The following is a 14844-nucleotide window of genomic DNA, read 5'->3' on the forward strand; positions in this document are numbered from 1 at the left end:
ACAGGCCGCAAGGCGTTGGGAGGATTATAGCAGTGGGGGAAGGGGATGGGCTACTGGGGGCGCGACGCTCTATCCCCACGTCGTCCCGGACAAGCGAAGCGCGATCCGGGACCCATAGCCACCGATCTGGGTTGTGAGGAACAACTGGAGCAACAGCTCGCCATAACCACGAGGCCGGTGGTTATGGGTCCCCGCGTTCGCGGGGACGGCAACCGATGGAAACCTCAGCGTTCCACAAACGCCTTTTCGATCACGAAGTGACCGGGCTGGTTGTGGCTGCCTTCGAGGAAGTCGCGCGTCTCGAACAGCTGGCGCAGTTCTTCCAGCATGCCCGGGCTGCCGCACATCATGATGCGGTCGGTCGCGATATCGAGCGGCGGCTGGTGGATGTCGTTGAACACCTGTTCCGAGGTGATCAGGTCGGTGATGCGGCCCCGGTTGCGGAACGGCTCGCGGGTCACGGTCGGATAATACAGCAGCTTCTCGGACAATAGCGGTCCGAACAATTCGTCGTCGCGCAGCTTCGCGACCAGTTCCTCGCCATAAGCGAGTTCGGAAACCTGCCGGCAGCCATGAACCAGAACAATGGTTTCATAGCGCTCATAGACATCAGGGTCCTTGATCAGGCTCGCGAACGGCGCGAGCCCGGTGCCGGTCGACAGCAGCAGCAGGCGCTTGCCCGGAATCAGATTGTCGGTGATCAGCGTTCCCGTCGCCTTGCGGCCGACCAGGATCGTGTCGCCTTCGCGGATCTTCTGCAGCTTCGAGGTCAGCGGCCCGTCCGCGACCTTGATCGAGAAGAACTCGAGTTCCTCCTCGTGATTGGCGCTCGCCATGCTGTAGGCACGCAGCAGCGGACGGCCCTCGACCTCGAGGCCGATCATCGCGAACTGCCCATTCTGGAAACGGAAGCCGGAATCGCGGGTGGCGGTGAAGCTGAAAAGTGTATCGGTCCAATGACGGACAGAAAGAACTTTCTCTCTATAGAACGCGCTCATGTGTTTTCGTTTTTCCTGACGTCTTGGTGTAGAACAATCCGGTTTTTCGGGTCTCGAAACGACGAAAACCCCCCGAAATCATTGGCGATTTGTCGCTTCAATTGCGCCAATGACAGAGATAGTCAAGATCAATTGGCGTACAATTGAGAACTCGGAATGGCAGTCGGTTTATTTTGCAGAAAGGTTCGATTGGTCTTCGTTAACAAAGATCACGCACGCAATTAACTTGCTGAAATCGGCACCAATCTGGCAATAAATTGCTACGCAATCTTAGAACGCGTCAAAAGAGCCCGCATGCGAAGCGTGAGAGAATTTCGACAAGGTAAACCGGGCTTTTATCCGGACCAGTCGATCTATGCCGAATTCGCCTGCGCCGAATTCGGATTAACTTTTCGCGATCTCGACGGCGGCTCGGGACTGATCTTCAGCGTGGCTTCAGAGGCAAAATCCCTGCATTTCGGCGCGGGGCGCTGCTCATGGTATCCGCAGAACAACGCCACCGCCTCGACGCTGGCTTCCGACAAATACTTCACCGGCAGAATCCTTGACGAAGCCGGCGTGCGAACGATCGGCGGTGAATATTTCTTCCTGCACGATCGCTATCGTGCGCATCGACCATTGGGCCATGAGCGCGCCGACGCGCTGGCGTATTTTCGCAAGCTGGGCGGATCCGCCTTCGCCAAACCGCTGACGGGATCGCGCGGCGATTTCGCACAAAGGATCCACGACGAGGCTTCGCTGATCCAGCATCTCGACGACGTCGCGAAATATTACGACGCGGTCCTGATCCAGCCGATCGTCGAAGGCGTCGAGTTCCGGATATTCCTGCTCGACGATGATGCACTGTATTGCGCGCGCAAATATCCGCCCTTCGTCCGCGGCGACGGCGTACACACGTTGCGCGAATTGTTCGCTGCCCATAACGATGCCCTTCGCGCCCGCGGCCTTTCGCCGGTGTCGCCCGGGGATAGCGACTCCTCGCTCGACGCCGTGCTGGCAAAGGGCGAACGCCGCGACATTCCCGGCCGGATGAATCTGAGCGCAGGCGGAACGATGGTGCTGGAAGCAGCGCCTTCCGAAGCAGCGGTTACGCTGGCGAAAAACGCCGCCCGCGCGCTCGGGCTTCGTGTCGCAGCCGTCGATCTGTTCGCCGGCATTGGCGGCGAGCCCGGCGCGGCAGCCGTGATCGAGGTCAATTCCAATCCGTCGATCCGGCTGCTGGAAGAATCCGATCGCGGCGATCTGATTCTCAAAATCTGGCATCACACGTTTCACGCGATGGGACTGCTCGGTGTTTGACCTGCCGAAATATGGCGACGGCATCTGCCTCGCGCGCCTGGCCGAATTGCTCGACGCGCTCGGGATCGATCGCGCACGGCTGCAGCGCAGTTCGGTCGTGGTGACCGGCTCGAACGGCAAGGGCAGCACGGCCGCGATGTGCGCCGCGATCGGTCGCGCCTATGGCCTGCGAACCGGCCTCTTCACCTCGCCGCATCTTGAGCGTTTCAACGAGCGGATCCGGATCAACGGGGCCGAGATCAGCAACGATGCCTTTGCGCGCTTGAAGCAACGCGTCGACGCGGCCATTGCCGCGGTTGCAGACCGGCGCAGCGACCGCTTCGGTGCCTTCGAGGCGCTGTTCGCGCTCGCCTGCCTACATTTCTCGGAGGCGAATTGTGAATTCATCGTGTTCGAGGCCGGGATCGGCGGCCGCTATGATCCGGTCCGCCTGGTTGGCGCGCGCGAGACCTGCGTAACCTCGGTCGATTACGAACATGTCGAACTGCTCGGCAACTCGCTCGAACTGATCGCCTCCGACAAGAGTGACGCCTGTGCCGCCGGCGGCACCATCATTTACGGCGAGAATTGCCTACCGTTGCAGCGGCATCTCTACGAACATAACCGGTATCGGGATGTCACATCGCTGTTCGTCCGCCACCAGATCGATATCGGCGGTGAGCTGGCATCGGCCTCAGGGCAGCAGTTCGATTTCCGGTTCGGTGATTACGAATATCAGGGATTGGAGGCGAACCTGCTCGGCACGGTTCAGTTCAACAATGCCGCGATTGCCGTCGCGCTGTTCTTGCTGTGGCTGCAACGCGCCAACCCCCTCAAGGCGCCCGACCGGATCGAGGACGCGGTGCGATCAGGCCTGCGCGATACGCGATGGCCCGGCCGTCTCGAAATCATCGCGCAGGATCCGCTCACGGTGATCGATGTCGGTCACACCCCCGACGGCATCCGACAATCGCTCGCAAGTCTCAAGGCGATCCACGGCGCCGACGACTGGATCCTCGTCACCGGCGCCTCCGGAGACAAGAAGGCCGGCGAGATCGTCGGCGCGCTGGCGCCGGCGTTCGATACGATCATCTGCACGGCGGCGTACCACAAGGGCGCGGACCCGCACGACATCGCCGCCGCGGCGCGGCTCGCCAATCCCGCGGCGGATATTCATGTTGCCACAACGATCGAGGACGCTGTGCGGCTCGCCGATGCGTTGGCAGCATCACGAAAGCGCAAACTATATGTCGCGGGCGGACTGTTCCTGGCGATCGAATACGCCACGACCGTCCGTGGTGGCCGCGCGCAGGATTTGCGGTTTTTTTAGTTCCGTCTCCCCGCCGTCATTGCGAGGAGCCCTTGCGACGAAGCAATCCATTCTTTCTTTACACGGCTAGATGGATTGCTTCGCTTCGTTCGCAATGACGTCAGCCTTAGTTGGCTCCCCCGGCCGAGTCGTCGAGCACCTTAAAAGCCTCTTCGAGCTGCGGCGAGATCGAAACACCCAGCTTCTCGCCGGTCGGCAGCCGCCCCACGAACCATTTATTGTAGAGCGGCACCAGATCGCGGCCCGAGCCGAGCTTGCGGAAGGTGCGCTCGACCACCGCCTTGAGCTGCGGCTCGCCCTTGCGGAACATGATGCCGTAGGGATCGTAGGACAGATACTCGCCCGTGACCTTGAACTGGGCCTGGGCCTTGTGCCGCGCGATCAGGCCGTAGAGCAGGATGTCGTCGGTGGCAAACGCGTCGGCCTTGCCGTCCACCAGCATCTGGTAGGATTGCTCGTGGTCGGGCGAGGTCAGGATGTTCAGGCCGAGCGAGAACTTCTTGTCGACATTATGCATCGCCTGCTCGTTGGTGGTGCCTTTGGTGACCACCACCGTCTTGCCCTTCAGGTCCGTCGGCGCCGAGATCGTCGAGGCTTTTGGCACCATCAGCTTGGTGCCGGCCACGAACATCAGCGGCGAGAACGCCACCAGTTTGGCGCGTTCGGCATTGGCCGTGGTCGACCCGCATTCGAGGTCGATCTTGTTTTCCGTCACTGCGGGAATGCGGTCGTCCGAGGTGACCTTGACGTATTCGATCTTGAGGTTCGCATCGTCGACCTCGACCCCGATTTCCTCGACGATCGCCTCGCACAATTCGAGACTGTAGCCGATCGGCCGGTTGGAGTGGTCGAGGAACGAGAACGGCGGCGAGCTCTCGCGATAGCCGAGCCGCACCACATGCGTCCGCTTGATGTTGGCGAGCGTGGGGCTGAGCCCCTCGCTCGCGGTCTGGGCCGCCGCCGGCGTTGCCAGCAGACATGCTGCCAGCAACAGACCCGCAGCCGCTATCGGCCTACGCGCAAGCCCTCTTGGGAACTGATGCATGCATCTCTCCCGTCAATGCGTGGCCGGGATGGGCTCGCCGGGAACGGCATCCGTCGGGACCACGTCATCGGGGCCAAGCTCGTGCTCGGGTTTGAGCTCGCCTTCCCATTTCGCAACCACGGCGGTGGCGAGCGAATTGCCGATCACGTTGGTGGCGCTGCGTCCCATGTCGAGGAACGTATCGATACCCATGATCATCAACAGGCCCGCCTCGGGAATGCCGAACTGGCTGAGCGTCGAGGCGATCACCACCAGGGACGCGCGGGGAACGCCTGCGACCCCCTTCGAGGTGATCATCAGCGTTGCCAGCATCGCAAGCTGGGTCCCGAGCGGCATGTCGATGTGATAGGTCTGCGCGATAAACACGCTCGCGAAGGTGCAGTACATCATGGTGCCGTCGAGGTTGAACGAGTAACCCAGCGGCAGCACGAAGCTCGAGATGCGCGACGACGCCCCGAACCGGTTGAGCCCTTCGAGCGTCTTCGGATAGGCGGCCTCCGACGACGCGGTCGAGAACGCGATCATCAGCGGCTCGCGGATCAGCCGCAGCAGGTTCTTGTATCTCGGCCCGATCACGATGAAGCCGACGACGATCAGGATGATCCAGAGGATCGCCAGCGACAGATAGAAGCCGCCCATGAAGACGATCAGCTTCCACAGGACGCCGAGGCCGTTCTTCGCCACCGTCGCCATGATCGCCGCCCATACCGCCAGCGGCGCGAACAGCATCACATAGCCGGTGACCTTGAGCATGATGTGGGCGAGATCGTCGATCAGCGACAGGATCGGCTTGGAGCGTTCCTCCGGCATCGCGCCGAGGGCGACGGCGAAGAACACCGCAAACACCACGATCTGCAGGATTTCATTCTGCGCCATCGCATCGGCGATCGAGGTCGGGATCAGATGCATCAGGAATTTTTCGAACGAGAACGCCGACACCGGCAGTCCGGTCGACTGCGACTTGTCGGGCAGCGTGCCGGGGAAGTTCGCTCCGGGCTCCAGCAGGTTGACCATGACAAGGCCGAGCAGCAACGAGACGAACGAGGCGGTGACGAACCAGCCCATGGTCTTCGCAAAAATCCGGCCGAGCCTCGAGCCGGAGCCCATATGGGCGATGCCGCCGACCAGCGTGGCGAACACCAATGGCGCGATGATCATCTTGATCAGGCGCAGGAACAGCATTGCGACCAGATTTACATCAGCCGCGATCGCCACCCGATTGTCGGGCATGTAATTGAAAACGACGGTCCCCATCACGATGCCAAGCGCCATCGCGATCAGGATGTATTGTGTGAACCTGCTCGACATTTTTTCTGACCCCCGTTTTTCCGGCAACCTTAAGTTTGGCAGATTTGGAGGGCGGCGCAACAAACTTGCGACAATTTACACACTTGCCGAAATGTTTCCGTTGTGGATCACGCGCACGGCGACTAGCGTTCGGTGCAGCGCACAACATGTGCAATCGGTCGCCTGATATGCGATCAACTGCATCAAGAACGATCAATCCGAGGGAAGGAACGCCATGAACGCTACCGTCAATCGCCAGATCCTGCTGGTGGAAAAGCCGACCGGAAAACTCGGGCCCGAGCATTTCAAGATGTCGGAGGGCGCGGTGCCGGAGCCGAAGGACGGCGAGGTGCTGGTGCGGGCGCGCTATATCTCGCTCGACGCCGCCAACCGCGCCTGGATGCACGGCGCCACCTATCGCGCCGCGGTCGAGGCCAACACCGTGATGGCCGGCGGCGGCATCGCCGAGGTCGTGTCCTCGAAGGCACCTGGCCTCAGCCCCGGCGACATCGTGTTCGGCGATACCGGCTGGCAGGATTACGCGGCGGTGCCCGCAAAGCATTTGACAAAAATGCCCCGGATGGAGCCGATGACGCATCTGCTCAGCGTCTATGGCATCGCCGGCCTTACCGCCTATTTCGGCCTGCTCCATGTCGGCAAGCCCAAGGAAGGTGAAACCGTCGTGGTCTCGGCCGCGGCCGGCTCGGTCGGCTCGATCGTCGGCCAGATTGCAAAAATCAAGGGATGCCACGTCGTCGGCATCGCCGGCGGCAAGGATAAATGTAACTGGCTCACCAGCGAACTCGGCTTCGACGCCGCGGTCGATTACAAGGACGGCGCGACCTACAAGGCGCTGCGGGCAGCGGCGCCGAAGGGCATCGACGTCTATTTCGACAATGTCGGCGGCGACATTCTGGAGGCCTGCATCGCGCTGATGAACAACCGCGGCCGCATCTCCTGCTGCGGCGCGATCTCGCAATATGACGGCGTGCCGTCGGCGACTGGCCCGCGCGGGGTGCCCGGCCTGATCGTGGTGAAGCGCCTGATCATGCAGGGCTTCATCGTGATGGACTACATGAACGAGCGCGATCAGGCCCTGAAGGACCTGCAGTCCTGGGTCGCTTCCGGCAAACTGAAAGTGCAGGAAGATGTCATCAACGGCCTGGAAAACACACCGCAGGCGCTGATCGGACTATTGGCCGGCGAGAACCGCGGCAAGCGGATGGTGAAGGTGTAGGGCTCTCGTTTCACCTCGCCCCGCTTGCGGGGAGAGGTCGGATCACATCGCAGATGTGATCCGGGTGAGGGGGTACAGGTTTATCAACTCGCACCAATTTCGCGGAGAGAGCCCCTCACCCCAACCCTCTCCCCGCAAGAGCGGGGCGAGGGAGCAAACAGATCTAATGCGCCGCCGGTGCCTGCGGCGCCACCTGCCCGCCCGCTTTCTTCCGCTTCCGCTCGCTGAGCCAGTTCTCGAACCGCTGCACCACGACAAAGAACGTCGGCACGAACAGCACCGCCAGACAGGTCGAGGCCAGCATGCCCGAGAACACGGTGATGCCGATCGATTTGCGGGCGTTGGCGCCGGCGCCGGTCGCCAGCACCAGCGGCACCACGCCGAGGATGAAGGCAAACGACGTCATCAGGATCGGCCGGAACCGGGCTCGCGCCGCCTCAACGGCGGATTCCAGCAGCGGCTTGCGGTCGCGCACATGCAGTTCGAGCGCGACCTCGACGATCAGAATGGCGTTCTTGGCCGACAGCGCTATCAGCAGGATGATGCCGATCTGGGTATAGAGGTTGTTCTCGATCCGCAGGCCCGTCAGCACGATCATCGGACCGAGCAGCGACAACGGCACCGCTAATATCACCGAGATCGGCGCAAACCAGCTTTCATATTGTCCGGCCAGCACGAGATAGACCAGCAACAGCGCGAGCCCGAACGCCCAGTAGATCTGGCCGCCGACGACCTTCTCCTGGTACGACATGGCCGTCCATTCAAAGCCGGTGCCCTGCGGCAGGGTCTTTCCGGCGATCTCCTCCATCAGTTTCATCGACTGGCCCGAGCTGTAGCCCGTGGCCGGCAGGCCGATGATGCTCGCGGACGGATAGAGATTGTACAGGCTGATCAGCGAGGGGCCGACCGAAGGCGTGATCTTGGCGACCGTGCCGAGCGGGATCATGTCGCCATTGCTGTTGCGCACCATCATGTTCGCCATGTCGCGCAAGGTCAGGCGATATTGCGCATCCGCCTGGGCATAGACCTGGAAGGTGCGACCGAACTTGTTGAACTGGTTGACGTAGGTCGATCCCATATAGGACGACAGCGTCGAGAATATCTGGTCGGTCGTGACATGCAGGGTCTGGGTCTTGACCCGGTCCACCTCGACGTCGAATTGCGGCACCATCGAACGGAACGACGAGCTGACGCGCTGCAGCGCGCTTTGCGTCTGCGCGTTGGAGACGATGGCGCCGGCAATCGCCTGCAGCTTGCCGTAGTCGGCATTGCCGTCGCGCAACTGAACCTGCATCGCAAAACCGGCGGCGTTGCCGATGCCCTGGATCGGCGGCGGCGGAACCACCAGGATTCGCGCCTCCTCGATGGCAGACATCTTCTCGTTCAGGCCGACGAACAGCGACCGCAGGTCCTCGCCCTCACCGCGCGCACTCCACTCCTTGAGGATCAGATAGGCGACGCCGGCATTGGCCAGGCTGGAAGAACTATCCAGCGCCGAGATGCCGGAAATGCTGATGACCTGATCGACGCCCGGGTGCTTGCCGGCGATTTCGCTGACCCGGGTGAGCACTTGCTGGGTGCGATCGAGCGAGGCGCCGTCGGGCAGTTGCACGGCGACCAAGAGATAGCCCTGATCTTCAATGGGAATAAACCCGGTCGGCACCCGCGACAGGCCGTAACCGGCGCCGCAGATCAGGATGAGGGCAAAAATCACGGAGATATTGCTGTGCGCGACCAGGCGGCCGATCAGCCGGGCATATGCGCGTTCGACCCGGTCATAGACCGCGTTGAAGCCGCGGTAGAAGAAATTGCGCTGTTCCGGCGGCGCCGGCCGGCGCAGCCACAGCGCGCATTGGGTCGGCTTCAGCGTCGCGGCATTGATGGCGCTGAGCAGCGCGGTCGCCGCGATGACAAGCGCGAATTGCGAATACATCCGCCCCGTCAGTCCCGGCAGGAAGGCCGACGGCAGGAACACCGAGATCAGCACCAGCGTGATGCCGACGATCGGCGCGAACAGCGCGTCCATCGCCGATATCGCGGCGTCATGGCCGGACATGCCCTTCTCGATATTATGCGCCGCGCCCTCGACCACGACGATGGCGTCGTCGACCACGATGCCGATCGCGAGCACGATGGCGAACAGGGTCGAAATGTTGACGGTGAAGCCGAGCGCCGCCATCGCGGCGAAGGCGCCGATGATCGTCACCGGCACTGTCGTCGCCGGCACCAGCATTGCCCGCCAATCCTGCAGGAAGATCAGGATTACGATCAGGACGAGGAAGCCGGCCTCGATCAGCGTCTTGTAGACCTCCTTGATCGATTCCGAGACGAATTTCGTGGTGTCGAACGGCGTATCATGTTTCACGTCATGCGGAAACGCCTTGGCGAGCACCACCATCTTTTCCCTGACGGCCTTCTCGACCTCGAGCGCGTTGGCGCCGGGCGACTGGAACACGCCGATGCCGGTGGCGGGCTTGTTGTTGAGCGAGAACGCCTGGCTGTAGGTCTGGGCGCCGAGCTCGACCCAGCCGACGTCGCGGACACGGGTGACGTCGCCATTGCTGCCGACCTTGACGATGATGTCCTCGAACTCGCTCTTGTCGCTGAGCCGCCCATTGACGTTCAGCGTGTACTGGAACGCCTGTCCCGCAGGCGCCGGCGGGGCGCCGACCTGGCCTGCCGTGACCTGCTGGCTCTGCTGCTGAATCGAGGAGACGACATCCTGCGGCATCAGGTTGCGCACCTGCAGCTTGTTCGGATCAAGCCAGACCCGCATCGAATACTGGCCGGCGCCAAACACCGTGACGTTGCCGACGCCGGGCAGGCGCGACAGTTCGTCCCTGATGTTGATGGTGGCGTAGTTGCTCAGGAACAGGCTGTCATAGGTCGCATTCGGCGACGTCAACGTCACGAACAGCAGGACCGCCGTCGACTTCTTCTGCACGGTGACGCCCTGGTTCTGCACCGACTGCGGCAGCTGCGCCAGCGCGCTCGACACCCGGTTTTGCACCAGCACCTGCGCGAAGTTGAGGTCGGTGCCGATCTTGAACGTCACCGTCAGCGAATAGGTGCCGTCGGCGCCGCTGTAGGACTGCATGTACAGCATGTCCTCAACGCCGTTGACCTGCTGTTCGATCGGCAGCGCCACGGTATCGATCACGGTCTTGGCGCTGGCGCCGGGATAGCGCGTCGTCACCTGCACCGTCGGCGGTACCACATCAGGATATTGCGCCACCGCGAGGCGGAACAGGCACACCCCGCCGATCAGGATCATCAGGATCGCGATGACGTTGGAAAGGACGGGCCGCTCGATGAAGAATTTCGAAATCATGGCCGGTCCTTATTTGGCTGACGCCGGCGACGCTTCGATTTTCTTGACCTGCGGGTCGACCTTCTGACCGGGGATCGCACGGAGCAGCCCGGCGGTGACGACGCGATCATCGCCCTTCAAACCGCTTTCGATGACGCGTAGCGTGCCCTCGAGCGGCCCGGTCTGTACCTTGCGCTGTTCGACCACGTTCTCGCCGTTGACGACCAGCACGTAGCGACCGGCCTGGTCGCTGCCGAGCGCCACATCAGGCACCAGCAGCGCATTCGACTGCTCGTCGAAGGGCACGCGGACCCGGACGAAGAATCCCGGCAGCAACGCCCGATCAGGATTCGGCAATACGCCGCGCACCGCGAGCGTGCCGGTCCCTTGATTGAGGGTCGGCGAGACGTAGTCGAGCTTGCCCTTGTGCGGGAAGCCGCTCTCGGTCTGCAATCCGACCTCGACCGGCAACTGCCGGATTTCGTCGACGGTCATTCCCCGCCGCCTTGCCTCTTCCCGGATCCGCAGCACGTCCTGTTCGTTGACGTTGAAATTCACATAGATCGGGTCGAGCGCCACGATGGTGGCAAGCTGGGTCGGCGACGAGACGCCGACCAGTTCGCCGACCGAGACCAGATGCGCGCTGACGATCCCGTCGAACGGCGCCGTGACGTTGGTATAGCCGTAGTTGACGGCCGCAATCTTGGTGTTGACCTGGGCCTGCTGCAGGTTTGCCTGCGCGTTCTCGCGCGCCGCCGTCGAAGTATCGAGCGTCGCCTGCGAGACCGCCTGTCTTTGCACCAGCTCCGACTGCCGCTTGAAATCGGCTTCGGCCTGCTTCATCGAGGCCTCCATGCCGGTTTGAGCGGCCTGCGCCTGATCGAGCTTCAGTTTGTAGGTTTCCGGCTCGATCGTGAACAGCGTGGTGCCTTCTTTCACGAAGGTACCGTCCTTGTAGTTGATCGATTGCAGGAAGCCCTGCACGCGCGCGACCAGATCGACGTTCTTGATCGGCGCGGTGTTGCCGGTCGCCTCCAGATAGCGCGTGATGCTGCGCTGCACCGGCACGGCGACCTCAACTTTCGGCGGCGGCGGCGGCACAAAAGTATTTTGTTCGCAGGCACTTAAGACGCCGAATGCGGCAATGGCGAAGACCGCACGACACGCAATGGCGCCTCTCTGTCTGAAGGTGTCATGTGGTCTGCTGCATGCCAGCGAACGCTCAGACTTCATCTGCGTGCCTCAATACGTTTGTTCTTGCAAAGCGCGTTCTATTCAAATTATGGCGTTCGACCATCCCATAAAAATAGCAACAATCCACTTGCAGGGGAACCGGAAACCGAAAATGATGCCGCGCGCGAAATTTTCTTCGCTTTCTCGTTCATGATTTTACTTCTGTTGAAGCGGCGGCTCCAGCGACGACAAAAAGGATTTATTCAAATGATCAACACGTTGACACGTGCGGCAACGCTCGGGGCGTTGATGACGGCAGTGATATTCGCAAGTGCAGCACCGTTATCTGCGCAAGCGCCGAGCCAGGCGCAACGCGACGCGATCAAGACCCAATGCCGCTCGGATTATATCGCGCATTGCTCCAGTATTCCGCCGGGCGGCGAAGCTTCGCTGCAATGCCTGCAGAAGAATATGTCGAGCCTGTCATCGAGCTGTCAAAGCGCGGTGCGCGCCGTGCAAGCGCCGGCTGCCGCCGCGCCCGCGGCCAAGCCCGAAACCGCTCCGGCCGCGGCCGGCGCACAGCCTGCCACCACCACCGCGGCGCCCAAGGCCGATACCAAGCCTGCAGCCGCGGGGCAGCCGTCCAGCGCGCAGATCTCCGCGGTCCGCAGCGCCTGCCGCTCCGACTATCCAAAAGTCTGCGCTGGCGTGCCGACCGGCGGCGCCCCGGCGCTGCAGTGCCTGGACAAGAACAAGGCAAAACTTTCGCCGGCTTGCGAGAAGGCGGTCACGGCGGCCGTCGGCGGTGGTGCCGCACCGGCAGCGGGCGCCGCTCCCGCGGCGGCGGCAGCTCCGGCAGCGGCAGGCGCTGCTGCTGCACCGGCCGCGCCCACCGTGATCGTGCTGCGACCGATGCGGCCGCGCGAAGAGCTGATGGTGCTGCGGTCGGCCTGCGGCGCCGATGTCCGCACGATCTGCGGTGGCGTTCAGCCGGGCGGTGGCCGCATCGTGCAGTGCCTCGCCACCAACGCGGGCAGGCTGTCGCCAGCCTGCCAGGACGTGCTGGCCCAGTTCAAGGCGCAGTAGCAGGCCGCGCTACCCGGTTCGCGCCGTGAAAACGGCGCGATCGGACTATGCGTGCGAGACGGTCCCGACGAACTGCTGCAGTTCCGGCGTCCGCGGCGCGGCAAACACCTCTTTCGGAACGCCCTCTTCATGCACCCTGCCGTGGTGCATGAAGACGAGCTTGGTGCCGACGTCGCGGGCGAAACGCATCTCATGCGTGACCAGAATCAGCGTCATGCCCTCGCGCGCCAGTTGCTCGACCACGCGCAGCACCTCGTTGACCAGTTCCGGGTCGAGCGCCGAGGTGATTTCATCGCACAGCAATACTTTCGGCCGCATCGCCAGCGAACGCGCGATCGCGACGCGCTGCTGCTGGCCGCCGGAAAGCTGGTTCGGATAGGCATCCATCTTCTCGGACAGCCCGACCTTCGCCAGCACCTCGGCCGCGGTGGCGCGCGCCTCCTTGGCCGACACCTTGTTGACGACGGTCGGCGCCAGCATCACGTTCTCGGCGGCGGTCAGGTGCGGAAACAGATTGAACTGCTGGAACACCATGCCGACATGGCGGCGCAGCTCGCGCAGATTGGTGGTGGAGCCGCCGACCTCGATGCCGTCGGCGATGATCGCGCCGGACTGATAGGTCTCCAGGCCATTGATGCAGCGGAGCAGCGTGCTCTTGCCCGATCCGGAGCGGCCGATGATGGCGACCACATCGCCCTTGGCGACCTCGAGCGAGACGCCCTTCAGCACCTCGTTCGGACCAAAACTCTTTCTGACGTCACGAATGCTAACGAGCGACATTGAGGCGGCTCTCGATTTTTTTCGCCCACCAGGACAGCGGGAAACACAGGCAGAAATAGATCAGCGCGACCAGCGAATAGACCACGAAGGGGCGGAACGTCGCGTTGTTGAGCATGGTGCCGGCCTTGGTCAGCTCGACGAAGCCGATGATCGAGGCCAGCGCGGTGCCTTTGACCACCTGCACCGAGAAACCGACGGTCGGCGCAACCGCGATCCGCGAGGCCTGCGGCAGGATGACGTAACGCATCTGCTCGATGTAGCTCATGGCGAGGCTGGAGGAGGCTTCCCACTGGCCCTTCGGAATCGACTCGACGCAGCCACGCCAGATCTCGGCGAGAAAGGCGCTGGTCCAGAACGTCAGCGCCAGGGTCGCGGCCATCCACGGGCTCACCTCGACGCCGAACAGCGCGATGCCGAAGAAGAACAGAAACAGCTGCATCAGCAGCGGCGTGCCCTGGAACAGCTCGATGTAGATCTTGGTGGACCATTCCAGCGCCGGGATCCTGGAGGTCCGCATGAACAGCAGGATCAGCCCGACAACGCCGCCGCAGACAAAGGCGATCAGCGACAGCACGATGGTCCACTGCGTGGCGATCAGGAGGTTCGACAGGATGTCCCAGAGGCTGAACTGCAACATGGCTCACTTCGCCTTGAACAGGATGCGGCCGAGGCCGCGCAGCAGCGAACGCGTCAGCATGGCGAGCAAGAGATAGGCCAAAGCCACCAGCAGATAGACCTCGAAGTTGCGGAAGTTGCGCGAGGCGATCAGGTTGGCGGCGTAGGTCAGGTCCTGCGCCGAGATCTGCGACACCACGGCCGAGCCCAGCATGACGATGATGATCTGCGACGACAGCGCCGGATAGATTTTCTCAAACGCCTGCTTGAGGACGATGTGGCGCAGCACTTCCCATTTGGTCATGGCAAGGCTGATACCGGCCTCGATATGGCCTTTCGGCACCGCCTCGATGCCGGCGCGGATGATCTCGGTCGAATAGGCGCCGAGATTGATGGTCATGGCGAGGAATGCCGCGGTCGATTCGCTGAGCTTCAGCCCGGCAGCCGGCAGGCCGAAGAAGATAAAAAACAACTGAACGATGAACGGCGTGTTGCGGATCACCTCGACATAGCCGGCGACCAGGCTGCCGAGCCATTTCGGCCCGAAGGTGCGCGCGGATGCGCCGGCGGTGCCGACGGCGATACCGGCGACGGTCGATACGACCGTCAGTACGACGGTGAACAGCAACCCCCACAGCAGCACATCCCAGTGGGGCAGCAACTCGCCGAATTGGAGCTTGTAGTTCATGACGGGTTGGCCCCCGC

Annotated in this window: 13 protein-coding genes; 5 read left to right on the forward strand and 8 right to left on the reverse strand. The window is 62.5% G+C overall.

The annotated features are described in order from the left end of the window. Positions 1-224: 224 nt before the first annotated feature. Entirely contained in the window at positions 225-998 is a 774-nt protein-coding gene (locus tag JQ611_RS19925; RefSeq protein WP_212466364.1) for a ferredoxin--NADP reductase, read from the reverse strand. A 294-nt stretch (positions 999-1292) separates the two neighbouring features. Between JQ611_RS19925 and JQ611_RS19930 the strand changes: the two genes are divergently transcribed. Continuing rightward, on the forward strand, positions 1293-2297 hold the full coding sequence (locus tag JQ611_RS19930; protein WP_212466365.1) for a hypothetical protein: 1005 nt from the start codon (positions 1293-1295) through the stop codon (positions 2295-2297). After that, entirely contained in the window at positions 2290-3606 is a 1317-nt protein-coding gene (locus JQ611_RS19935) for a glutamate ligase domain-containing protein (protein ID WP_212265752.1), read from the forward strand. The genes JQ611_RS19930 and JQ611_RS19935 overlap by 8 nt, the downstream gene beginning before the upstream one ends. A 106-nt stretch (positions 3607-3712) precedes the next feature. Here JQ611_RS19935 and JQ611_RS19940 read toward each other — a convergent pair whose 3' ends face one another. Continuing rightward, positions 3713-4651, reverse strand: a complete 939-nt coding sequence (locus tag JQ611_RS19940) for an amino acid ABC transporter substrate-binding protein (protein WP_212265751.1) — start codon at positions 4649-4651, stop codon at positions 3713-3715. A gap of 12 nt (positions 4652-4663) precedes the next feature. After that, positions 4664-5959 carry a dicarboxylate/amino acid:cation symporter gene (locus JQ611_RS19945; protein WP_212265750.1) on the reverse strand — a complete coding sequence of 432 codons (1296 nt, stop codon included), beginning with the start codon at positions 5957-5959 and terminating at the stop codon, positions 4664-4666. Between the two features lie 214 nt (positions 5960-6173). Between JQ611_RS19945 and JQ611_RS19950 the strand changes: the two genes are divergently transcribed. Continuing rightward, positions 6174-7175: an NADP-dependent oxidoreductase gene (locus JQ611_RS19950; protein WP_211998328.1), complete on the forward strand. Its 1002-nt coding sequence runs from the start codon at positions 6174-6176 to the stop codon at positions 7173-7175. A gap of 163 nt (positions 7176-7338) precedes the next feature. Here JQ611_RS19950 and JQ611_RS19955 read toward each other — a convergent pair whose 3' ends face one another. Both JQ611_RS19955 and JQ611_RS19960 read right to left on the reverse strand, forming a co-directional pair. Next, the gene (locus tag JQ611_RS19955; protein ID WP_212265749.1) at positions 7339-10506 is read right to left on the reverse strand and encodes an efflux RND transporter permease subunit; all 3168 of its coding nucleotides are present in this window, start codon (positions 10504-10506) and stop codon (positions 7339-7341) included. A gap of 9 nt (positions 10507-10515) precedes the next feature. Then, positions 10516-11631, reverse strand: a complete 1116-nt coding sequence (locus tag JQ611_RS19960) for an efflux RND transporter periplasmic adaptor subunit (protein ID WP_312012054.1) — start codon at positions 11629-11631, stop codon at positions 10516-10518. Here JQ611_RS19960 and JQ611_RS42735 point away from each other — a divergent pair. Beyond that, positions 11534-11872, forward strand: coding sequence for a hypothetical protein (locus JQ611_RS42735; protein ID WP_312012058.1), 339 nt, complete (start codon positions 11534-11536; stop codon positions 11870-11872). The genes JQ611_RS19960 and JQ611_RS42735 overlap by 98 nt on opposite strands. A gap of 53 nt (positions 11873-11925) precedes the next feature. Further along, positions 11926-12744 (forward strand): hypothetical protein, encoded by an 819-nt coding sequence (locus JQ611_RS19965; RefSeq protein WP_212265747.1) that lies wholly within the window; start codon positions 11926-11928, stop codon positions 12742-12744. Positions 12745-12789: 45 nt separating this feature from the next. Here the strand turns inward: JQ611_RS19965 and JQ611_RS19970 are convergent, their stop codons facing one another. From JQ611_RS19970 to JQ611_RS19980, 3 genes are read right to left on the reverse strand one after another with little or no spacing between them, the layout of a single operon-like run. After that, positions 12790-13524 carry an amino acid ABC transporter ATP-binding protein gene (locus tag JQ611_RS19970; RefSeq protein ID WP_212466367.1) on the reverse strand — a complete coding sequence of 245 codons (735 nt, stop codon included), beginning with the start codon at positions 13522-13524 and terminating at the stop codon, positions 12790-12792. Beyond that, positions 13511-14161 (reverse strand): amino acid ABC transporter permease, encoded by a 651-nt coding sequence (locus JQ611_RS19975; protein ID WP_212265745.1) that lies wholly within the window; start codon positions 14159-14161, stop codon positions 13511-13513. The genes JQ611_RS19970 and JQ611_RS19975 overlap by 14 nt, the downstream gene beginning before the upstream one ends. 3 nt (positions 14162-14164) lie before the next feature. Further along, entirely contained in the window at positions 14165-14827 is a 663-nt protein-coding gene (locus tag JQ611_RS19980; RefSeq protein ID WP_211998316.1) for an amino acid ABC transporter permease, read from the reverse strand. Positions 14828-14844 lie beyond the last annotated feature (17 nt).

Source organism: Bradyrhizobium sp. AUGA SZCCT0182 (assembly GCF_018130185.1).
Classification (GTDB): domain Bacteria; phylum Pseudomonadota; class Alphaproteobacteria; order Rhizobiales; family Xanthobacteraceae; genus Bradyrhizobium.